The organism is Rahnella sp. EDr1-12 (genome assembly GCF_049206505.1).
Lineage (GTDB): Bacteria > Pseudomonadota > Gammaproteobacteria > Enterobacterales > Enterobacteriaceae > Rahnella > Rahnella rivi.
Map to the genome: position 1 here is coordinate 1,476,527 of NZ_JBLZNY010000001.1, position 20,791 is coordinate 1,497,317.

The following is a 20,791-nucleotide window of genomic DNA, read 5'->3' on the forward strand; positions in this document are numbered from 1 at the left end:
CTTAATCATTTTTGGTTGAATAAGAATAATCATAATTTGTATAACCATAGCCATAATAACTGCTGGCTTTTCGGATAACGCTGTTAAGGATGCACCCTTTCACGCGTATACCACTTTGTTCAAAACGCCTGATACTGACTTCCACTTCTTTGACGGTATTCATTTCGAAACGCGCAACCAACAAGGTGGTACCGACGTAACGTCCGATAATTGCTGCATCTGTCACGGCCAGAATTGGCGGTGTATCCACAATAACCAGATCATAATGTTCAGATGCCCAGGTCATCAGTGTCTCGAAGCGCGGGTGCATCAGAAGTTCGGCCGGGTTAGGAGGTAATTCCCCTCTTGATATGAAATCAATATTCACGGAGGAAACACTCTTGACGGCTTTATCAGGGCTTGTCTTGCCGGATAAAATACTTGAAAGCCCCTCATCAATATCTACTTTGAATAATTTGTGGGCATACCCTCTTCGCATATCCGCATCGATGAAAAGAACCTTTTTGTTTGCCTGAGCAATAACCGCCGCCAGATTGCTGCTGATAAAGGTTTTACCGGCACTTTGGCTCGGGCCAGAAATCATCAGCACATTGTTCTTGGCTTCCATCATCGCGAAATGCAGGCTGGTTCGCAGACTTCGAATCGCTTCAATCGCCAGATCGGCGGAGTTCTCGACCGCCAGAAAATTAGTGGCCGATGTTTTTCTTTTTGCCTTCAATGACCGCTTTTTGTCTGACTTATTGTTTCTGGTCAGCCATTCTGAAAGCGGGATACTGGCGTAAACATTGATCCCTTTCTCTTCCAGCTGCTCAGGTGAATCAATGCCTTTACGCAGGAATACGCGCAGAAGCACCAATCCAACTGAAATCAGAGCACCCAATATCAGTCCAATTAATACAATCAGCACTTTCTTCGGCTTTACCGCTTTCGGTTCAGTCACGGCCGTGTCGATGATCCGCACATTACCAATTGCACTGGATTTGGCGATGCTCAGTTCCTGTTGACGGTTAAGCAGTTGCATGTAGATGGCGCGGTTGGACTCTGCGTCACGGCTAAGTCTGGCCACTTCCTGTTGGGTCGCGGGCATGGCGGAAACACTTTTGTTCAACCGATCCCGTTCTTTCAGTAAGGTCTGGCGCTTTTCTAACAGTGCTTTGTAGGTAGGATGATCTTTAGTGTAGAGCTGTGAAATCTCAGCTTCGCGGAATGTCAGCTCATTCAACTGGCTCTCGACATTCACTATCTGGTCGAGGATGGATTTCGCCTCAAGTGAAAGATCGACGGAGTCTTTCTGCCGACGGTAAGTATTCAGGGCATCTTCAGACGTGTTCAGATCCGTGCGCACCTGTGGTAATTGCTGATCAAGAAAATCGAGACTCTTGGCGTCCTGCGCAGCCTGACGGGCGATATTTTGATCGAGATAGTTCTGGCTGATGCTGTTGAGGATGGCTGAGATCAGTTCCTGATTATCGCCGTTCAGCGAAAGGTTCAGGATGCCGGTGTCTTTTCCCTGGTCAGTGACGCTGAAGGCATCAAGCAAATCGTTTATCGCCCGTAATCTGCTCAGGTAATAGACGTTGAAACGGCTGCCCGCCGGAGCCTGAATATCATTGACCAGCAATGAAATCCCTTTCTCATTAAGCAGACTGCCGACCACGCCTTTGATGTCGATATTATCGCCTTCGACCCGATAATTATTTTTATCTATAACCGTAATCACTAATTTAGGGACATCGCCGCCGCCCGAAGGCACATACAAACGACTGATCGACAGCTTACCCGGTACTTCGCCGGTTAATCTTGCCCATCCCCGGCCCAGCAGCGGAAAGTATTTCTGTTTCACCACGGCCTGTAAGTTCAGATCATCTACCGTTTTTCCCAGGATCATTCGCGACTGCAATAACGCGATTTCAGGCGCTGACTGAGGCTGGGCGTCCGGCAATACCTGGCTCAGGCTTTCGAGGATCGCATTACCTTGTTTCTGCTCCACCTGAATCAGAGCATCAGCCTGATAAATCGGTGTGGCAAAGAGAACATAAATAATAGCCAGCACAGTAATCACCGAGGTGATGGCAATAATTAATTTACGGTGGTCAATAAGTTCGCCAATTAAACGACTTAAATCTATTTCATCGGAATCGGGTGAAGCGGGCGTTTTTGATATGACTGGAGACATGCGTTGATTTCCCTGATGGAGTTATCCGTTCAGTTTTTGTAACCAGGACTGACAGGCCTGGTCGATTAGCCGGTAAACAGACTCAAAGGCTTCCTGACTTTTTCGGTAAGGGTCGGGGATCTCCCTCTGTCCGAGCCAGTGCCCCAGCAGCATAATCTTGCCGCGCGCCTCAGGTGAGATACGGCTGATTTGCTCCTGGTGAGATTTCTCCATTACCAGGATCAGGTCGTACTGGCGGCCAAGGGCAGAGGTGAACTGGGTGGCGTGGTGGTTTTCAAGCGCTAACAGGTGCTTTTTGGCGACCTGTATCGCTCCGGGGTCAGCCGGGTTACTCACCAGCGCCGCCATACCAGCCGAGTCTATTTTCTTATCGGGTAACATCTGCCTCAGCAGCCTTTCAGCTATCGGTGAGCGGCAGATGTTGCCCGTGCAGACAATCAAAATGGCATCAAACATTATGGATTCCACTGCCGCACGAAACGACCGGCCTCAATCATGTCATGCACGCCTGTAATGGTCGGGACAATCTGGGAAATCACGCGGTTCCAGCGCACGATCGGCGCGGTGGTGACATAGACAATATCGTAGGGTTGCAGCTGGAATTCGGTACTCATTACCATCGATGCCGCATCTTTGGCGTTAAGCTGGTAAATGTTAGCGATCTTGCCCTGATTGCTGCCTTTCAGCGGCCTGATAACAAAGATCCCCGAGGCATCAGCCATGCTCTGTGAAATACCGTCTGAACTGCCCAGCGCTTCCGCCAGCGTCATGCCGCTGCGATCCATTTTGAGCGTGCTTTGTTTGACAACTTCGCCCATCACGAACACTTTCAGATCATCATTACGCGGCACAAATAAAATATCGCCGGGATAAAGCAGGCGGTTCTGGGTCAGGTCACCCTTTTGCATCAGCGCATGCAGCGAAATCTGCGTGTCTTTACCGTTGTGGTTTAGCACCACATTGCGCCAGTCAGCGTCCGGCGCTAATCCGCCCGCCGCGTTAATCGCATCAATCACCGTGAGAGGAATGTTAGTGATGGGCTGCTGACCGGATTTTATGACTTCACCGGTGGTGTAAATTTTCTGTGAGCGGAAAGCCGCAATGCTGACGTCCACCTGCGGGCTCTCTATATAGGTCGCCAGGCGGGTACTGATATCTTCCCGGATCTGACTGACCGTTTTACCCGTGACTTTTAATTTGCCGATATAGGGATAGAAAATCGTGCCATCGGCATTCACCCAGTTGCCGGTATCACTGGCACTGCGGTATTGCCCGGCAGGGGTGGTGAGTTCCGGGTGATCCCACACCGTGACCATCAGCACATCGCCCACACCAATACGATACTGATAGGCTTTAAGCTGCTGATCTAATTCCGGATTGGGGCGCGCCGTGACAGCATCTGGCCGTAATCCGTCAACCAGTCGTGGCGTTAACGGATATACATTGACCAGTTTATCAATATCAAAATTGCTGTCCGGTTGTTCAACTACGTGCTTGTCCCCTGTATTTAAACTTTGTCCGGGTATGACGGTGCACGCACTCAATACACCGGACGTTAATATCACTAAAGAAATATTAAAAAAGCTATTTTTCATTATCTCACATCATCTGCTATTTAGTGTTAAATCTGCCTTCCAGAGTAATTCCGTATTCCCTTCCGGCAGTCGCGAATCATCATTCCTGTGTGAAGATATTAAAAAACAATCAAAAAATTCATGTCCAAGACAGAGAAGCTCTGCTGACATGAAATAAAAGTCAGATTATTTATTTTGCAGATCTCATTATGGTAATGCGTTATTCAATGCTTGCCATGATCACAGGATAATTAATAGGCCCCTTCTTTTTTCAATACAACGCCGATGGTTTTGAACAGAATGGCAATATCATTCCACATGGACCAGTTTTTAACATACCAGGCATCAAGATAAACCCGCGTGGAATAATCCACCTCACTGCGACCACTGACCTGCCACAATCCGGTCATTCCCGGCTTGCTCAGCAGGTAATACTCGACCTCATCGTAATAACGCACCAGCTCCGCAGTAATAATGGGCCGCGGACCGACCAGGCTCATCTCACCTTTAAGTACGTTAAACAGTTGCGGTAACTCATCGAGACTGGTTTTTCGCAGGAAATGACCGATCGACGTTATGCGCGGATCGTTTTTGAGTTTGAAGGTCATGTCCCATTCCGCCCGGGCTTCTGCGTCACCTGCCAGCAACTCTTCCAAAACCTCTTTGGAATTAATCACCATCGAGCGAAATTTCAGGCACTTGAAGGGTTTGCCTGACTGCCCAATGCGTTCATGACCATAGATGGCCGGGCCACCATCTTTGCGGACCTTACGGGTAATGTAGATAAGCAGAGGCGATAACAGGATGATGATGCTCAGAGATGTGACGATGTCGAACAGCCGTTTGGTGACGCGCGAAGAAAATTTTGCCAGATTCTGATGCACGCGGAAGATCATCACTTCCTTGCTGAAAATAAACGACATATCGGTGTTATCCAGCGGCATACCGCGTAACGTCGGGATAACGGACACCGAACTGTAACCGTGGATCATAAATACCCGCAGCCATGCATTACGGATGCCGCTCTGATGCGACTCCACCGCGACAATAAACTGCGTTTTTTTATCGACATGCGTCCGTACCCAGTTCTCGTCAGAGGGCATGATACGTATGCCTTCAATCATATCTCCCGGCTGATCAGTACCTTCACTGGAAATAAACTGGGTGACGCGTAAACCCAGATTCCTGTCACTTTTGATGGCGCTATACGCTTCGCGGGCATTGTTGCCGCTGCCAATAATGATGGCATCGCGTTGCCAGAAGCCAAAGGCATGCAGCGCCTGTTTGGTCAGCATTCTCGCCACAGGGACCGCAATCAAAACAAGTATCCATGTCAGGACCCACAGATAGCGCGAGAAATACCATTTGGCGAAGGCGATCACCGCGATTTCGATCAGAGCAAAAATCAGCAATGTACGAAGGATCTCCTTCAGCTCGAACCAAAATGTTTTGCGATAATAATAGTGCCTGAGGCGCAGGTGAAACCACGCAACGCAGCAGAATGCCAGTACGCCATGCAGGACAATCCAGCCGGCGGTCTGAGCATCAGGAATACGTTGCTCAAAGTGAGTCATGACATTATTTAGGATGCCCTTCGCTATATAAAGCGAAAGGGTGAAACTGAGGAAGTCAGATAAAGCGAGAAATAAACTGGCGCAAACATTTCTGGTGAGAAATTTCATATACCCCCCACAATAAATAATCAACCTCCCTTTTCAGTGAGCCGAAAAGAGACGATATGATGGTGAATAAGATGCTGAGATTCAGGGCGTCAGCATGGATTTTTTTATAATCATGTTTTTTGATTGTGCCGTTATTTTCAGCTACGCTACCGCCCCTGGTTTACGGCCACCAATTTGCCAAAAAAAGAGTGCAATTATCCGGGCAGCAGGATCCCCTCACCTTGGGCATTCAGATGATGGCGATTCTTGCTTTAATGAATTAAAAAATTGATGCCTATTGATATTTACAGTGTCAGAAAAAAGACTGGATGAATTCCTCCTGACTGTAGGCCGACCATAATATGCCTTGCATCCCCTGGATCTGACTGCCTTTCAAATATTCCAGGTGGCGGGCGCTTTCAATGCCGCCAATAATAACGCCCTGACTGTATGGCTGAAGGTGCTCAATAATTTGTCGAAAAGATAAGGTTCCCTGGTGTTGCCAAAAAAAATGCTGACTTATTTTTATATGTTCAAACTTCTCATTCATGACCAGTGTAAGGCTGGTATTGCCTTCCCCAAAATGGTCAAGCCATAAGGGGCCATGCTCTGACAGCGCGTGCAGAACCGGGCGGTCCTGTTCGGCACTGAACTCGGGGAAAAACGCATCCAGCGTGAGTCTTATATAATTGTGCTGCTGTAACACGTTGCGCATCGCTGCGTTATTCACGATATGGCTGGCAATCTCGTAGTCGACTCGTATTGAAAGTAAAAAATTATTGTGGATAAAGATATCGGCATTAATACAGGCCAGCGTCACCGCGTCGAAGAAGTTTTTGATTCTTTCTTCGGCAGATAAATGAAATGTCTGGCTCCCCGCGTCGTGCGGATGTTGTTTATTGGCAGCCTGATGCGCTGACTTTTTTACCAGTTCAAAACCCAGTATCCCGCCAGATACTGTCACTATCGGTTCAAAGAGATAACTGGAATCACTTCTTTTGACCGTACGCATCCCTTACCCCATGGTAAAAATAATACAAAGAGACATTATCCAAACCAGCAATAGGTGCCTGGTCTGTTAAAATTCAATCAGGTTATTCTGTTACCTACAGCATGCTTATGCAGAAAGAACAAAGCCGAACTACTGCTGGCATCAACACCTATCTTTCTTAGAGAATTACACTTATGTACGCTGACCGTTTTAACGCTAAGTTTGAGTATGTTTGAAATACTGGTCACAGAAAGACCGGTCATCATCATGACTAAAACCTTTTCTTCCATTTTTGTGATTTTATAATCAAACGACTCCTTGTTACTGGTCATGTTCTGAAGCTGAATAAACTGCTGTATTGCACTGACTATCTCTGACAGCCCTTTTTTCTTTTTAAGAAATTTGAATTGTTTTTTAAGCAGTAACCCCAGCATCAGCATGTCTACTTCTGAAGAAATGATAAGTATTCGTTCCGGATCCAGCACATTGATATTTTCGTTTAAAAACTCATAACACTTGTGAAAGCCGCCTCCCGATGGATCAATAATCAGATAATCTTTTGTATACAAGTTCACCTCATCGTCACGGTTAAAAAAAATGACACCGTTAACGTAAGGCAGTTTCTTGGAGATTATTTCTTTTATCGCCAATTTAGTAAACTGGCACTCACTCCAGATTATTACCCGAGGCATTGGGCCGCCTAATAGTGTGGTTTTTAAAAACGCTCAGACACTTCTCTAACAGAGCGGGAAGAATAGAGCACTTTCATAACGCTTAAAAAAACGAAATTATTCATCATTGCTCACATCATATTTATTCCTTCCCAGTGACTTCCAGTAGAGTAATACGCAGCCAAAACTCTTCAAATCGTTTATCTCGCTCACTATTACACCCAACAATAGGTTTCACCGATCGATTTACGCTTTATTATCGTTATTTACCCCACTCAACACTAGGCGTTGTCCTAGTAATCATTCGTATTCTCACTCGAATTGTGAGCCATGTAACGCTTTTAGCATTAATAAGGCTTGAAATCTAAGACCTTTCTTAAGCGCAATTCACAGGGTCAGAATAATTTTATTAACACGCGATTTAGACTGTATTTTTTGATTAGTACAGGATAATGAACTTTTTTAGACGGAATTTTAGTTTAAGTTTTTACGCAAATTAATCACAAAATTATCGATACTGGGTAACATTCTTAAAAAAGTATTTAGAATCAGAATTCATTAGCCTTTTAATGCTGTTTATGACCACAGATGTGACATTTTGAAACAGCGGCTGTTTTATAAGAGCATTCTTATTAAGCAGAGATCAGCTATTTTCGCCATTATTTCATGGCGTCAGGCGAAATAAGTCGTTTCATCTGTCAGTGAAATACTAAGAGCATTCTTAATATAAAAATTCATTTAGGGAGGGGGGTTCTGCTGTTTATTAGAATTTTCAGGATTTTATAATCAAATGAATATTCTCACAGAGATAAAACCGGGGTGGGAGATTATTGAAGGGAAAAGAGACATTACCGGGCGGGAAAATTGGCCTGAGCCATCCTGCTGACAGTCAATAACGTGGCCAGCAGCCTGGTCACGTTATTGACTCATTGACGCCGGCGTTACTGCCGCAATGAGAGAGGGTTCAGACGTCACTTTGCGTAATACGCGTCAGGTGGATGACCAGATACAGCAGCTCATCGTTGGACATCTCCATCTCCAGCAGATTTTTAATATAATCGCGGATCAGCAGAGCGCAGCGGTAAACGTGCGGATACTCTTTAATGACCTGTGAAAAGATAAAATCATCCTTTGAGACAACCTGCTGTTTCTCCACCATTCTTTGAATAAAGAACTGCATATGAACCAGAAAACGGGCGTAATTGAGCGACTCCGTGTCGAGCGTGAGACGAAAGTGATATTGGATAATATTGAAAATATCCTTCAGCATTTTCACCGCCAGCAGGGTGTGCTCCATGTTTTGCACATCGGTCTGACCGTTAACCAGATGAAAGGCAATATTCCCCGCCTCTTCCTGCGGGAGCTGGATATTCAGGCGCTGGTTGATGTACACCAGCGCCTGTGTGGCCACGCTAAACTCATGCGGATAAAAGCGTTTTACCTCGAACAGCAGCCGGTTCTGGATCGTGATGCCCTTGTGATAACGCTCAATGGCAAAACTGATGTGATCGACCAGCGTGAAAAAAATCTGCTCGTTGATCCGCCCCTTCAGCCCGGCGTTTGCCAGGCTTAAGATCGTCTGCACAATCTCAATATGCGCTTCCGGCGTATCTTCAATCAGACGAAGATATTCACGGCCTTTCTGATTATCTTGTACTGCATAGATTTTCTCGATGCTGGCCGGGTCGAGAACGTCACCCACTTTGCTGCCAAAGCCAATACCCTTGCCCATAACGATAACTTCGTTGTTATCGTGATCCGTTGATAGCACCAGGCTATTATTGAGTACCTTAATGACCTTCATCTTCTCAGCCATCATCCTCTGTGTTAATCGCGCTGCACGCCGTTTGAGGCAATGACTCGCTGATACCAGCCAAAGCTGTTTTTTCTGATACGCCGCAGATCCATCAGGTCTTTTTCACCCCGGTTGACGTAGATAAACCCGTAGCGTTTAGCGTAACCCTGATGGGTGCTGACCACATCAATGGCCGCCCACGGACAATACCCGATAAGCGCCACGCCGTCGTTAATCGCCAGTTGCATCTGCTCAATGTGCTGACGCATAAACGTCATGCGGTAATCATCATTCACCGATCCGTCCGGCAGCAAGGTGTCCGGTGCGCCAATGCCATTCTCCGTGATCAGAATGGGCAGATGGTAGCGTTCGCAGACCTTGCGTAAGGTCAGCCGCAGGCCCACCGGGTCAATCACCCAGCCGTACGGCGTTTTATCCACAAACGGATTGTCAGCCGCGCGATAAACGCCCGGCTCACCGAGCATAATTTGCTGGTCGCCTGCCCGCGCGCTGATATCAGACGCATCGCCACGGCTGGCGGCAATGGTCGCGGTGGAATAGTAATTGATGGCGACGTAATCCGGTTTCCCCTGCAACAGTATGGCGGCATCTTCCGGTGCCATCACCGGCGTCAGGCCGCGATCTTCAAGATAACGCCACGCCAGCGCGTTGTAACGGCCATGCACCGCGACATCCAGAAAACTCCAGCCGCGCAGGGTTTCCCAGTTATGGGCGGCGATGGCATCCAGCGGATGGCAGGTTTCCTGATACATCGAGGTGGTGTTGATCGCCGGGCCGATTTTCGCGGCGGGGCACCGCTGATGACACAGCGCCATGACTCTGGCCTGCGCCACCATCATGTGATGATTTTGCTGGTACAACACCTGCTTCGTGGGTAACTCCCCGCCCTCGGGCAAGCCGATCGCGCCCGGATGCAGAATCAGCGTATTTTGTTCATTAATGGTCAGCCAGTATTTTATTTTGCTGCCAAACGCGGTGAACAGCACGTCGGCATATTGCACAAAGGCTTCAATCGTCGCCCGGTTCGCCCATCCGCCCTGCTGTTCGAGCACATACGGAAGGTCAAAGTGATAGAGCGTGACCACCGGTTCAATACCGTGATGGCGTAACTCGTCGATCAGTTGCTGATAAAACGCCAGCCCGGCCTGATTAACCTCGCCGGTGCCCTGCGGCAGAATGCGCGTCCAGGCCACCGAGAAGCGGTAGGCCTTCAGCCCAAGCTCAGCGAACAGCGCAACGTCTTCACGAAAACGATGGTAATGATCGCTGGCGACGGTGAAATCTGCCGTGTCAGCCGGATGCACCAGCATATCGACCACCGACGGACTTTTGCCGTCCTCGTTCCATGCGCCTTCCACCTGATAAGCCGACGTTGATGCGCCCCACAGAAAATCTTCCGGAAACCCCTGCAGCTTCTGATAAATCATGCGTTCTCCTTCGCGGTATTCAGCGTGATGATGGTTTCTCCGAAACTGACGTCACCCGGCTGGCGACACATCAGCTGCGGATAAGCTTCACTGTTCACCACCAGAACCGGCGTGATGATCTCGTATCCCAGCGCGGTGATAGCAGGAATATCAAAGCGCACCAGCTCATCGCCCGTTTTCACCCGGTCCCCGACCTGAAGGGCGGAAGTAAAATGCTTACCGCCCAGACTGACGGTATCAATACCGATGTGCATCAGGATCTCGACGCCGTTATCACCACGAATACCGACCGCATGGCGGGAGGGAAGGAAGGTCACCACTTCGCCATCAACCGGCGCGCGCAAAAGCCCTTCACGCGGGATAATCGCGATGCCCTGCCCCAGAAGCCCTTGTGAGAACACATCATCACTGACCTGATCCAGCGCCACGGCTTCACCGGCCAGCGGGCTGAGGATCTGCTGCGCATCGCCGGAAAGGCGTGCCGTATCCTGCGGTTCAGTCGCCTCTTCCACCGGATCATCGAAGCCTAAAATCCAGGTCAGCGCAAAGGTCACCACGATGGCGATGGCACAGGTAATCAGGGCATGAACGATGTTCATCGGGTTTTCACCGATAAACGCCGGTAACGCGGCAAGGCCCGGAGAAACGAACGCGTAGCGCACCAGCCCGCTCAGCCCGGCATAAATACCGGCACATCCGCCGCCGATCATCGCGGCGATAAGCGGCCTGCGCAGTTTTAACGTCACGCCGTATAACGAAGGTTCGGTGATCCCAAGCAGTGCGGTAAACCCGGCCGAAGAAGCTAACTGACGCAGGTTTTTGTTTTTCGTGCGAAACGCCACGCACAGCGTTGCCGCGCCCTGAGCGATGTTGGAAGCCAGCATGCCGGGGCCGTTGATCATCTCAAAACCATTCTTGCTGAGCTGGCCGGTCGCAATTGGCGTCATGGCCCATGCAGTACCGGTGATCACCAGGAATGGCTGCAATCCGCCCATCAGCATCGGGATAAGCCAGCTGGCTTTGCCATCAATCATGGCCGCGCCGCTGGCAACCACGTCATTGAGGAAAATGCCGAACGGCCCGACCACCACCAGCGCCAGCGGTGCCGTCACCAGTAAAATGATCATCGGCTTGGTGAAGAATTTAATCATGGTCGGCGAGACTTTCTCGGCGAAGCGTTCGATATACGACATCAGCCAGACGGTGAAAATAATCGGCAATACTGAACCGGCATAATCGGCGAGACGTACCGGAATGCCGATGAAATCGATCGCCGTTCCGGCGGCCATCATCTGCGCCAGATTGGGATGTAACAGCGCCCCGGCGATGGTCATGGCGAGGATTGGGTTACATTCAAATTTGATCGACGCGCCGTAGGCCAGCAGCACCGGCAGGAAGAAAAACGCCGCGTCAGAGATGGTGTCGAGCAGATGATAGGTCGGGCTGGCGGCGCTCATGACGCCGGTGAGTTTCAAAATAGCCAGCAGCGCCTTGATCATCCCCGCACCGGTGATGGCCGGAATAACCGGCGTAAAGGTGGTGGAAATCACGCTGATGATCTGCGAAATGATCCCACCTTTGGCTTTCTGTTTTTGCTGTCCGCCCGCCTGCCCGCTGAGATCCCCGATCTCTTTTTGCATTGCGCGAAACGTTTGCTGCACGTTGTTACCCACCACAATCTGGAACTGACCGCCGCGCTGAACCACGCTGATCACCCCCGGCAACGCTTCGATAGCTTGCGCATTCACCTTCGCGTCATCATTGAATTCCATCCGTAAACGCGTGGCGCAATGCGTCAGTTTATTGACGTTCTGCCTGCCGCCGACGTGCGTTAAAATTTCACTGCCCAGCTGTGTGTAATCCATAGGTTTTCCCCGGTGAAAAAAAGCAAAAAAAAAGACCAAAATGAAAATGCACCTCCCCTAAGGAGAAGTGCATTCTTATTTTGGTCTTGCCTGCCTGAGCAGTAACACGCCTCAATAAAAATGCGTTGGCAACCGGTGATAACCCGTTGCGCCTGAAGTATCGCCATACCCTTGTCAGGTCAGCAACAGCGAAAATGACTTTTTGCGAGGAGCATCACGAACTATTTAAAAAGCCTGGCCTTCAGTTCTGCTCCGACACCAGCACCGCCATCGTCTCCGGCTCCAGCGCCCTGAAGATGTGCGCTACGTCTGCCGGATAGGAAATATAGTCGCCGGCATTGAGCTCGACCGGCGATCCCACCAGCCCGACCAGCGCGCGGCCCTGGGTGATAATGATGTGCTCCACCGAGCCCGACGGATGCGGGCTGGAAATGCGGTCAGCGCCCGGCTGAGTGGTCAGCAGATAGATATCCCGGCGTGCGCCCGGCGGGCACGTTGCCAGCAATACCGCTTTGTAATCGGCCATTTCTGCGATCACCGTCGGGCCTTCGCCACGACGGATCACCTGCATTTTACTCAGTTCCGGCTCCATCAGCCGCGCAAAAGGAATATCCAGCGCGACGCACAGCGCCCACAGGGTTTCCAGACTCGGATTGCCGTTCCCGGCTTCCAGCTGCGACAACGTCGATTTGGCAATCCCGGCCCGGCGGGCCACTTCTGCCAGTGATAACCCGGTACGCTGACGTTCGCGCACCAGACCTTTAGAAATAACGCTGATAGGTTGAGACATGGCGACACCCTGATTTACATAACGAACGATCGTTCGACTTGAAGAACGATTCAGATACGTTCATTATAATGGATATTCGTTCGTTATGGGATTTAATCATGCGTAAGCAGCTCTTTGCGCCTCTCGGCAATGATGTGGTAAAAGCCATCTTTCTGGTTTGCCTGGCCGACGGTCTGGTCGGTATTTCTTATGGTTCTCTGGCGGTGGCCGGTGGCTTCCCGCTGTGGGTGCCTCTGGCGCTCTCTTTGCTGGTGCTCGCCGGCGCTTCGGAATTTTTGTTTATCGCCATCGTCGGCGGTGGCGGCAGCCCGTTTGCCGCGGCGGCGGCCGGATTACTGGTTAACGCACGGCATTTGCCTTTCGGTATTGCCGTGAAAGATCTGGTTGGCCGCAAACACGTCAGCTGGCTGGGGTGCCACCTCATGAACGACGAAAGCGTCGTGTTCGGCATCTCCCAGCCCTCGCATGAAAAACGTAAAATGGCTTACTGGCTGTGCGGGCTGGGGATCGCCCTGTTCTGGCCGCTGAGCGTGATTGCCGGCGCTTTCATCGGGCAGTTTATTCCCGATATCAGGGCGATCGGCCTTGATGCGGTATTCCCGGCCATCCTGCTGGCGCTGATTTTTCCGGCACTGAAGCAACGCAGAACGCTGATCCCGGCGTCCTGCGGCGCGCTGATCTCGGTGATGGCCGTCCCTTTTGTGGCAGCCGGCATGCCGGTGCTGTTTTCCCTGCTCGGATTACTGGCCTGGAGGCATAAAAAATGACGCAGCATTCGCTCTGGATGGCCGGTATCGCTTTGCTGGCAGCCGGCACTTTTATCCTGCGCGTGGCCGGTTACCGACTCGGTTCGCGCCTGACGCTGTCGCCCGCGACGCAGACAATGTTATCGGATTCCGCGACCATTTTATTACTGGCCGTTGCCGCCACGTCGGCACTGTTTGAGGGGGCACATTTTGCCGGATTCGCCCGCATCACGGGGGTCGGCGTGGCGCTGTTTTTAGCATGGCGGAAGGCACCGCTTATCGTGATTATTCTTGCGGCGGCGGTGGTCACGGCGCTGATGCGCTGGCTCGGTGTGGAATAGCAGAAACAAAAATGGCTCCGTTTCAGGAGCCATTTTCTAAAGCAGCAAAGTTACGCCACATCCTCATACTGCGGCACCGGATTGCGGAAGCTTTTGGTGACACAGGCCAGATAGATGAATCCGATAGCGCCCCAGATCAGACCGAGGATCATCGAACCTTGTTCCAGATTCAGCCACAGCGCGCCGACCGTCAGTGCGCCACACATTGGCAGGAAAAGATACTGGAGGTGATCCATCAACGTTTTGTTGCGCTTTTCACGGATCCAGAACTGGGAAATTACCGACAGATTCACGAAGGTAAACGCCACCAGCGCACCGAAGTTAATCAGCGCCGTGGCAGTCACCAGGTCAAAGTTGATCGCCAGCAGAGCAATCGCGCCCACCAGAATCACGTTGAATGACGGCGTGCGCCATTTCGGATGGACATAACCGAAGAAGCGGTTCGGGAATACGCCATCGCGCCCCATCACATACATCAGGCGGGAAACCCCCGCGTGCGCCGCCATGCCGGAAGCCAGCACGGTGATGCTGGAAAAAATCAGCGCGCCGAACTGGAACGCACGGCCCGCCACCTGCAACATGATTTCAGGCTGAGAGGCGTCCGGGTTTTTGAAGCTGGAAATGTCCGGGAAATAGAGTTGCAGGAAATAGGTCGCGCCGATGAAAATCACGCCACCGATCAGCGCCGTCAGGAATATCGCTTTCGGGATAACCCGCTCGGCGTCTTTCGTCTCTTCGGATAAATTACTGATACCGTCAAAACCGGTAAACGAGAAACACAGAATGGTCGCGCCGGTAATCATCGGTACGGTATGCGCGTGCTCGCCCCAGAAAGGTTTGGTGCTGGCCAGCGTGCCATAGCCGGTGCCGTGATTCACGCCGTAAATAACCATGCCGGTAATGACCGTAATAAGAATGATCTGCAATACCACCACCAGCGTATTAATATTGGCGACGGTTTTAATACTGCGTAAATTCGATATCGTCATAAACCCGACCAGCACAATCACAAATATCCACGAAGGTACGGAAGGCACCAGCGCTTCAAAATAGATTTTTGCCAGCAGGATATTGATCATCGGGGCAAATAAATAATCCAGCAATGACGACCAGCCGACCATAAAGCCGATCACCGGATGAATGGCTTTTTGTGCGTAGGTGTACGCCGACCCCGCCGAAGGGTAGCGGCGCACCAGTTTGCCGTAGCTCAGGGCGGTAAACAGCACGGCGATTAACGCGAAAGCGTAAGCCGTAGGCACATGGCCGTCGGTCAGGCCAGAGACAATACCGAACGTATCAAACAGGGTCATGGGCTGCATGTAGGCCAGGCCTATCATCACAACCGGAATCAGCGTAAGCGTTTTACGCAGTTCCACGCGGGAAGTGCTGCCTGTGACGACGTTATCTGACATGATGTTTAATTCCCATGACGGAGAACGCCACATAAAAAGAGTGATGCACCATTTATGTTTCCTTGCGACATGACTGTCGGTATTTGAAAGTAAATATCTATCCGGTACGAAGCCCGGCCTCTGGTTTTTGAATGTTTTCTTGTAAGAAGAATGTGTACTTGAATGAAGTTTTTAAACGGGTCATCCCCGATTCGCGGGGCGCATATTTTGCCCTAATAACCAGGGAAATGACAAGATGAAGAAGGCCTCACACCGGGATTAAATAAAATACTCAGCGAAATCTGGCACGTATTGCCAAATACCTTTCCCTGCGGGTTTATTAATTGTTTTTAATATGTAAAACAAAAAGAATTGTCCGGTTATTGCTTTTATAAAGCGGCAGCATTGGACATTAAAAAATAACCTCCGCACGCATTATTTAACATTGCATCTGTGCCCCCGCGCCTTCAGCCACCTCAGACCAGGGTATGGGCAAAATCTGAAAATCTGGCGCGACACGCTCTTTTTGGGCTTCCCGGTTTACAAAAGACAGACATGTGGCAAGAATGAAAATTATTTGCTCTAAAAGTAAGAAATGTCTGAATCCTCACTGAAGCTTCAACTCCAGAACCTGAAAAAGCATAACGCCCGGCTGAAACGGATTGCGCACGATGCCAAAAATAAGCTCAGTGCGGCGCTGGACGGCACCGGGCTCTGCCTGTGGCAGCTCGACGTGCCCAGCGGGAAACTGGTGATCTTTAACCGCCGCTGGGGCGCTATGCTGGGCTATCAGCCAAAAGAACTGAGCGCACGCTTTGAAGTCTGGCGCGAACATTTACACCCTGAGGATAAAGACGATGTGCTGGCGGCTTTTTACAATCATCTGGAAGGGAAGACGCCGTTTTACGAAGCGCTGCACCGGATGCAGGCCAAAAATGGCACCGTGACCTGGGTGCTGGATCGTGGCCGGGTGACCGAGTGGGATGACCAGGGGCGTCCGCTGAAAGTGACCGGCACGCACATCGACATGACCAAAGAGAAGCATTACGAACAGCAACTGGCGACGCTGGCCAATCACGATCCGCTCACCGGTCTGGCCAACCGCCACGCGTTACACCAGCAATTTACGGCGTTAAAAAACAGCGGTCCGTTGTGTGTGGCGTTTATCGATCTGGACAATTTTAAGCATGTGAACGACACCCTCGGGCATCGCAGCGGTGACGAGGTGCTGATGCGGCTGAGTCAGCGGTTCAGGGAAGCCTGCCCGCCGGGCATTATTCCGGGGCGGCTGGGCGGCGATGAATTTGTGTTGCTGATGCCCTACGGGCTGAACCATCCGCTGGTCAAACGGGTAGCGCAGGCCTGTCTGGATGCCGCCACCATCCCGTTTGAACTTGATAACGGCAACGCACACATTGGCGCATCGATTGGGATTGATGAAGTGTCCGGCGAGAGTGATTTCAGCGAGGCGCTGCTGCTCGCCGACCGTGCCATGTACGCGATAAAACATCACGGAAAGAATGGCGTGATGCTGGGTACTGAAGACATCCGTTTGCAGGCGTAAGGCGGCCCTGATGAATGTTCCTCACTTTTGTTGTTAAAAGTTTGTGCTATAAATTTCGCATAAGAAAAACCCATGCCATGTCTGAGTCGTCTTTTTAGCACAGCAATCTTTCGTGGAGCGTAACGTGTCTCTTTCTATTTCTGAATGGACGATGGCAAACGATATCGAGTGCTCGCATCTGACCGCGAGCAATTCCTCATTCCCGCGCCACACTCACGACGAATACGTGATCAGCGCCAATCTGACGGGAACGGAAGAGATCTGGCTGCACGGCAAAACCGAGCTGGTCCGTGCCGGCGAAATCACCATCTACAATCCGTCCACCGTTCAGTCATCGCTGTTTGGCGATGAGAAAGTGGAATTTCTCAGCGTGCACATCCCCCAGTCTTTGCTGCGGCAGATATCCGTCGATCACAATCTGCGATCCGATCACTGCGCGCCGGTGCTGACCGAAGGCGTGCTGAGTAATCCCGCATTGTTTTCCGCGCTGCGCCATTACAAACGCACGCTGAACGACGACGATCAGGAGCAAAATTTATTGTGGTTGCTGGGCGCATTGCTGGAAGAACCGGCGAAAGAGCAGGAGCAGTCGCTGCGGCCGGTCACGCTGGCGCTCGATTTTATGCGCGACCACCTGACCCGCAAGATCCATCTCGACACGCTGGCGCAGGTCAGCGGGCTGAGTAAGTTCCATTTTGTGCGGCTGTTCCGCCAGCACATCGGCATGCCGCCGCTGCAATACCATATGCAGCTGCGTTTACTCGAGGCCCGTAATCAGTTGCGTAAAAATAACAATGCGCTGGATGTCGCCATCAGCCTGGGTTTTTACGATCAAAGCCATTTCATCAACACGTTCCGAAAAATGATGGGGATCACTCCCCACCTGTATTCGCAGTCGCTCAATGGCTCTGCCGCGCGCGGCTGATCACACCAGAATAAATTCGCGATAGCCGGAAATCACCACGTAGATGGCGAAATACGAGAAGATGATCGCCGAGGCCACGTAAGAGTATTTGAGCATTTTCGTGCCGAGCATTTTCCCGCCCCAGCTGCCAACGCAGCACAGCACGATGGTCCAGAACACACCGGCAATAAAGAAACCGGTCAGGAACCAGGACGCTTCCGCTGTGCCGCCCTGCCCCATGCGCGAGATAAGCGCGCCGCCTACCGCCGCAAACCACAGGATCGCCGTCGGTGATGACATCGCCAGCACCACGCCGCGCCCGAAATTACGCATCACCGACCGCGGCTGGCCGTTATCCCCGGCGGACATATCCTCCGCAGGCGCCATCGCCGCGCGGATCATTTTATAGGTGAACCACATCAGCATCATCGAGCCGCCCACCCACAGCACCCAGCGCACGCTCTGGTATTGCAGCAAAATCGTCATGCCCGCCAGCGCCAGCACCGCGTAGATCAGATCACCAATGCAGGTGCCGATCCCCAGCCAGAAACCGTGAAAATAGCCGCGCTGCATTGCCAGCGTGATCATGGCGATATTGGCGATGCCGATGTCCAGACACAGCGACAGGCTGAGTAAAAAGCCATTGGAAAACGGCATCATAGCGGGACTCTCTTGATCATCTGGTTGTATTCAATCATGTCGTTGGTGGTGCCCAGACGCGCCATCAGGATCTCCACATCTTCCGGATTGTTGTGAGGGCAATACTGCTGCATAAACTCTTTTGCGCGCGCGGCGTCGCCGCCCAGCAATTCTTCGCTCATCATGCGGGTCAGGTTTGCCATCTGGGTAAAGAACAGCTCAGGGTGGAAACCGATCGTCTCCGCCGAGAGTTCGATACAACCGTGCTCACGTAAATAGTTAAACTGGATCCACGCCGCTCCGGCATCCGGGTAGCTCGACGGCCCGCGACGCAAATAGCGCAGAATTTCCAGGAAGTAGATCCGCGCCAGCACATTTCTGTCGAGCTGTAATCCGTCAGCCACCTGTGGCGTCAGGCACATCAGCAATCCAAACTGATCCGCCAGCGCTTCCTGCACCATCATCGATCCCCAGCGATCAATCTTGCTGAGCATCGGGAAGACGTTTTCGTTACGCACCAGCGAATGCCCCAGATCATGCCCGCGGAACCAGGCGATCAGATAACGCTGGCAGACGTGGCTTTCCGGCAAATCCTCTTCCGCCCAGCCAAGGCGCACGGCTTCGGTACGGGAGAACATTTCGAACAGTTGCAGGTAGGTATTGGCAAACACCACGGTGCGTTTGACCGGGGAATGCTTCAGCCCTTCGTCCTCCGGGAAGAAATAGGCGAAGTGTTTCGGATAGGTATTGGCTTCTCCGGCAATGCCGAAAAGAGTGATGATTTTGTAGGCGCAGCCCGGCAGCGCCAGTAAATCGGCGGCGATCTCTTTTTGCAGAAACAGCAGGCTTTCCGGAAACAGACTGTCCATCACGTCAGAGATTTCCTGCAACACCGGCGCGGGCTCGCCGAACCACGACGAGTAATAACTTTGCTTCGATTTTCCAATCCACGTTGAGGTTTTGCCAATGCCCAGCACCAGCTGCTGTTCATTCAGACCGGCAATTTGCGGCAGCAACGTTTTGCCACTTGATTCGTCCGCCAGGATTTCGGCGCGCAGAAACAGCCCCCGCCGGGTATCCGGATCGTCAAACAGCGGCGCGAGGCGGAAACACTGGATAGCCATTTCCTCACGCAAAGCATCCAGCAAACGACTTTCGCAGGTGACCTCCAGCTGATTGATCGCCTCGGTCAGGCGCAGACAATAGTGGATCGTTTGCACCGCTTTAGGATTGATATGATGCGGAACATCCAGGTCCATCATTGAAACCTGATAGGCCGCCGCAGCTGGCCAGAATGACGTAGTAAACATGATTTCCAATCCTGTGTACGCGTGAGAGGTAGTTCACTACATCACTGTCATCACAGCGGGTATTGGAAGAAATTGCGCAGACGTCAGGAAGTGTCACCCGGTGGCATTACAACACCGCAATCTGCGACTACAGTTGAAGCACAGGTTCCTCCTTGCTAAGCGCTTAACACCATGAGCTTTTCTCTCAAACATTACCTTCAGGTGCGTACCCGGCTGCTGTTCTCGATTCTGGCCGGGCTGGTCTGTTTTTTTATTCTTCCTGCCCAGCTCGGGCTGTTGCAGCGGCTGTTGATTAGCTGGAACGTGCTGGCGTGGCTGTATCTGTTTTTCCTGTGGTTTCGCATGTTGCGCACCGAAGCGAAGGATATTGCGCACATCGCCAAAACGCAGGATGAGAGCGCCACGCTGGTGCTGAGCATGGTCACCCTCACCTGTCTGGTGAGTATTCTGGCGATCCTGATGGAGCTCGGTACGCTGAAAGATCTGACCGGCACGCCGCGCGTGCTGCACATTTTGCTCACTGCGACCACACTTATCGCGTCGTGGGCGCTGTTGCCGACCTCTTTCGCCTTGCACTACGCCCATCATCATTATCTGCGCCGCAGCAAAGAGGTGACGCCGATGATTTTCCCGGAGAAGCCCGAACTGCCCGGCTACTGGGATTTTCTCTATTTCTCTTTCACCATTGCCGTGGCCTCGCAGACTGCCGACGTGGAGACGGGCACCACCGACATGCGGCAGATTGCCCTGTTACAGTCGGTGATTTCTTTCGTCTTTAATCTGGCGATCCTGGGGCTGTCGATTAACGTGGGCGCGGGGTTGTTAAACTAGCGGCGCAAAGCAATTCACTGTCATCAGGTAAATTTCCGGCAGAGATCACTATAAGCCGGAAAACCGTGCATTCAGACTTCTATACGTCTAAAAC

Annotated in this window: 18 protein-coding genes; 5 read left to right on the forward strand and 13 right to left on the reverse strand. The window is 51.4% G+C overall.

Going from position 1 to position 20,791, the window contains the following annotated elements; all coding sequences use genetic code 11:
• Position 1 precedes the first annotated feature (1 nt).
• From ACO0U8_RS06935 to ACO0U8_RS06980, 10 genes are all read right to left on the reverse strand, one after another.
• The gene (locus tag ACO0U8_RS06935; protein ID WP_421670519.1) at positions 2 to 2,176 is read right to left on the reverse strand and encodes a polysaccharide biosynthesis tyrosine autokinase; all 2,175 of its coding nucleotides are present in this window, start codon (positions 2,174 to 2,176) and stop codon (positions 2 to 4) included.
• Between the two features lie 21 nt (positions 2,177 to 2,197).
• Complete coding sequence (locus ACO0U8_RS06940) at positions 2,198 to 2,632, reverse strand: low molecular weight protein-tyrosine-phosphatase (RefSeq protein ID WP_390974375.1); 435 nt, start codon at positions 2,630 to 2,632, stop codon at positions 2,198 to 2,200.
• Entirely contained in the window at positions 2,632 to 3,771 is a 1,140-nt protein-coding gene (locus ACO0U8_RS06945; RefSeq protein WP_056773354.1) for a polysaccharide export protein, read from the reverse strand. Before ACO0U8_RS06945 ends, ACO0U8_RS06940 begins: the two co-directional genes overlap by 1 nt.
• Positions 3,772 to 4,001: 230 nt before the next feature.
• Complete coding sequence (gene wbaP, locus ACO0U8_RS06950; protein WP_056773356.1) at positions 4,002 to 5,432, reverse strand: undecaprenyl-phosphate galactose phosphotransferase WbaP; 1,431 nt, start codon at positions 5,430 to 5,432, stop codon at positions 4,002 to 4,004.
• 292 nt (positions 5,433 to 5,724) lie between these two features.
• A complete protein-coding gene (locus ACO0U8_RS06955; protein WP_421670520.1) occupies positions 5,725 to 6,423 on the reverse strand; it encodes an EAL domain-containing protein in 699 nt (232 codons plus the stop codon).
• Positions 6,424 to 6,500: 77 nt separating this feature from the next.
• Positions 6,501 to 7,094 carry a helix-turn-helix domain-containing protein gene (locus ACO0U8_RS06960; RefSeq protein WP_056773360.1) on the reverse strand — a complete coding sequence of 198 codons (594 nt, stop codon included), beginning with the start codon at positions 7,092 to 7,094 and terminating at the stop codon, positions 6,501 to 6,503.
• A gap of 943 nt (positions 7,095 to 8,037) precedes the next feature.
• Positions 8,038 to 8,877 (reverse strand): BglG family transcription antiterminator LicT, encoded by an 840-nt coding sequence (gene licT, locus ACO0U8_RS06965; RefSeq protein WP_217202853.1) that lies wholly within the window; start codon positions 8,875 to 8,877, stop codon positions 8,038 to 8,040.
• Between the two features lie 23 nt (positions 8,878 to 8,900).
• Entirely contained in the window at positions 8,901 to 10,316 is a 1,416-nt protein-coding gene (locus ACO0U8_RS06970; protein ID WP_112164130.1) for a glycoside hydrolase family 1 protein, read from the reverse strand.
• Positions 10,313 to 12,181 (reverse strand): beta-glucoside-specific PTS transporter subunit IIABC, encoded by a 1,869-nt coding sequence (locus ACO0U8_RS06975; RefSeq protein ID WP_421670521.1) that lies wholly within the window; start codon positions 12,179 to 12,181, stop codon positions 10,313 to 10,315. Before ACO0U8_RS06975 ends, ACO0U8_RS06970 begins: the two co-directional genes overlap by 4 nt.
• Positions 12,182 to 12,422: 241 nt before the next feature.
• On the reverse strand, positions 12,423 to 12,971 hold the full coding sequence (locus tag ACO0U8_RS06980; RefSeq protein ID WP_122096339.1) for a helix-turn-helix domain-containing protein: 549 nt from the start codon (positions 12,969 to 12,971) through the stop codon (positions 12,423 to 12,425).
• Between the two features lie 98 nt (positions 12,972 to 13,069).
• Here ACO0U8_RS06980 and ACO0U8_RS06985 point away from each other — a divergent pair, with 98 nt between their 5' ends.
• Positions 13,070 to 13,738 (forward strand): AzlC family ABC transporter permease, encoded by a 669-nt coding sequence (locus tag ACO0U8_RS06985; protein ID WP_414071562.1) that lies wholly within the window; start codon positions 13,070 to 13,072, stop codon positions 13,736 to 13,738.
• On the forward strand, positions 13,735 to 14,058 hold the full coding sequence (locus tag ACO0U8_RS06990) for an AzlD domain-containing protein (protein WP_056774901.1): 324 nt from the start codon (positions 13,735 to 13,737) through the stop codon (positions 14,056 to 14,058). The genes ACO0U8_RS06985 and ACO0U8_RS06990 overlap by 4 nt, the downstream gene beginning before the upstream one ends.
• Positions 14,059 to 14,108: 50 nt before the next feature.
• Here ACO0U8_RS06990 and ACO0U8_RS06995 read toward each other — a convergent pair whose 3' ends face one another.
• Positions 14,109 to 15,470: an APC family permease gene (locus ACO0U8_RS06995; RefSeq protein ID WP_217202849.1), complete on the reverse strand. Its 1,362-nt coding sequence runs from the start codon at positions 15,468 to 15,470 to the stop codon at positions 14,109 to 14,111.
• Positions 15,471 to 16,044: 574 nt separating this feature from the next.
• Here ACO0U8_RS06995 and ACO0U8_RS07000 point away from each other — a divergent pair.
• Complete coding sequence (locus tag ACO0U8_RS07000) at positions 16,045 to 17,013, forward strand: GGDEF domain-containing protein (protein ID WP_421670522.1); 969 nt, start codon at positions 16,045 to 16,047, stop codon at positions 17,011 to 17,013.
• Between the two features lie 124 nt (positions 17,014 to 17,137).
• Positions 17,138 to 17,938, forward strand: a complete 801-nt coding sequence (locus ACO0U8_RS07005) for a helix-turn-helix transcriptional regulator (protein WP_056774947.1) — start codon at positions 17,138 to 17,140, stop codon at positions 17,936 to 17,938.
• Here ACO0U8_RS07005 and ACO0U8_RS07010 read toward each other — a convergent pair whose 3' ends face one another.
• Both ACO0U8_RS07010 and ACO0U8_RS07015 read right to left on the reverse strand, forming a co-directional pair.
• The gene (locus ACO0U8_RS07010) at positions 17,939 to 18,577 is read right to left on the reverse strand and encodes a LysE family transporter (protein WP_056774892.1); all 639 of its coding nucleotides are present in this window, start codon (positions 18,575 to 18,577) and stop codon (positions 17,939 to 17,941) included.
• Positions 18,574 to 19,866: a hypothetical protein gene (locus ACO0U8_RS07015; protein WP_056774890.1), complete on the reverse strand. Its 1,293-nt coding sequence runs from the start codon at positions 19,864 to 19,866 to the stop codon at positions 18,574 to 18,576. The genes ACO0U8_RS07010 and ACO0U8_RS07015 overlap by 4 nt, the downstream gene beginning before the upstream one ends.
• 171 nt (positions 19,867 to 20,037) lie before the next feature.
• Between ACO0U8_RS07015 and ACO0U8_RS07020 the strand changes: the two genes are divergently transcribed.
• A complete protein-coding gene (locus ACO0U8_RS07020) occupies positions 20,038 to 20,697 on the forward strand; it encodes a DUF1345 domain-containing protein (protein WP_122096336.1) in 660 nt (219 codons plus the stop codon).
• Positions 20,698 to 20,791 lie beyond the last annotated feature (94 nt).

Bases quoted from the DNA above. Each gene is read 5' to 3' on its own strand.
- ACO0U8_RS07010 (WP_056774892.1), bottom strand. From the start codon at position 18,577: ATGATGCCGTTTTCCAATGGCTTTTTACTCAGCCTGTCGCTGTGTCTG.
- licT (WP_217202853.1), bottom strand. From the start codon at position 8,877: ATGAAGGTCATTAAGGTACTCAATAATAGCCTGGTGCTATCAACGGAT.
- ACO0U8_RS06995 (WP_217202849.1), bottom strand. From the start codon at position 15,470: ATGTCAGATAACGTCGTCACAGGCAGCACTTCCCGCGTGGAACTGCGT.
- ACO0U8_RS06990 (WP_056774901.1), top strand. From the start codon at position 13,735: ATGACGCAGCATTCGCTCTGGATGGCCGGTATCGCTTTGCTGGCAGCC.
- ACO0U8_RS06980 (WP_122096339.1), bottom strand. From the start codon at position 12,971: ATGTCTCAACCTATCAGCGTTATTTCTAAAGGTCTGGTGCGCGAACGT.
- ACO0U8_RS06955 (WP_421670520.1), bottom strand. From the start codon at position 6,423: ATGCGTACGGTCAAAAGAAGTGATTCCAGTTATCTCTTTGAACCGATA.
- ACO0U8_RS06935 (WP_421670519.1), bottom strand. From the start codon at position 2,176: ATGTCTCCAGTCATATCAAAAACGCCCGCTTCACCCGATTCCGATGAA.
- ACO0U8_RS06975 (WP_421670521.1), bottom strand. From the start codon at position 12,181: ATGGATTACACACAGCTGGGCAGTGAAATTTTAACGCACGTCGGCGGC.
- ACO0U8_RS07020 (WP_122096336.1), top strand. From the start codon at position 20,038: ATGAGCTTTTCTCTCAAACATTACCTTCAGGTGCGTACCCGGCTGCTG.
- ACO0U8_RS07015 (WP_056774890.1), bottom strand. From the start codon at position 19,866: ATGTTTACTACGTCATTCTGGCCAGCTGCGGCGGCCTATCAGGTTTCA.
- wbaP (WP_056773356.1), bottom strand. From the start codon at position 5,432: ATGAAATTTCTCACCAGAAATGTTTGCGCCAGTTTATTTCTCGCTTTA.
- ACO0U8_RS06970 (WP_112164130.1), bottom strand. From the start codon at position 10,316: ATGATTTATCAGAAGCTGCAGGGGTTTCCGGAAGATTTTCTGTGGGGC.
- ACO0U8_RS06985 (WP_414071562.1), top strand. From the start codon at position 13,070: ATGCGTAAGCAGCTCTTTGCGCCTCTCGGCAATGATGTGGTAAAAGCC.
- ACO0U8_RS06940 (WP_390974375.1), bottom strand. From the start codon at position 2,632: ATGTTTGATGCCATTTTGATTGTCTGCACGGGCAACATCTGCCGCTCA.
- ACO0U8_RS07000 (WP_421670522.1), top strand. From the start codon at position 16,045: ATGTCTGAATCCTCACTGAAGCTTCAACTCCAGAACCTGAAAAAGCAT.
- ACO0U8_RS06945 (WP_056773354.1), bottom strand. From the start codon at position 3,771: ATGAAAAATAGCTTTTTTAATATTTCTTTAGTGATATTAACGTCCGGT.
- ACO0U8_RS06960 (WP_056773360.1), bottom strand. From the start codon at position 7,094: ATGCCTCGGGTAATAATCTGGAGTGAGTGCCAGTTTACTAAATTGGCG.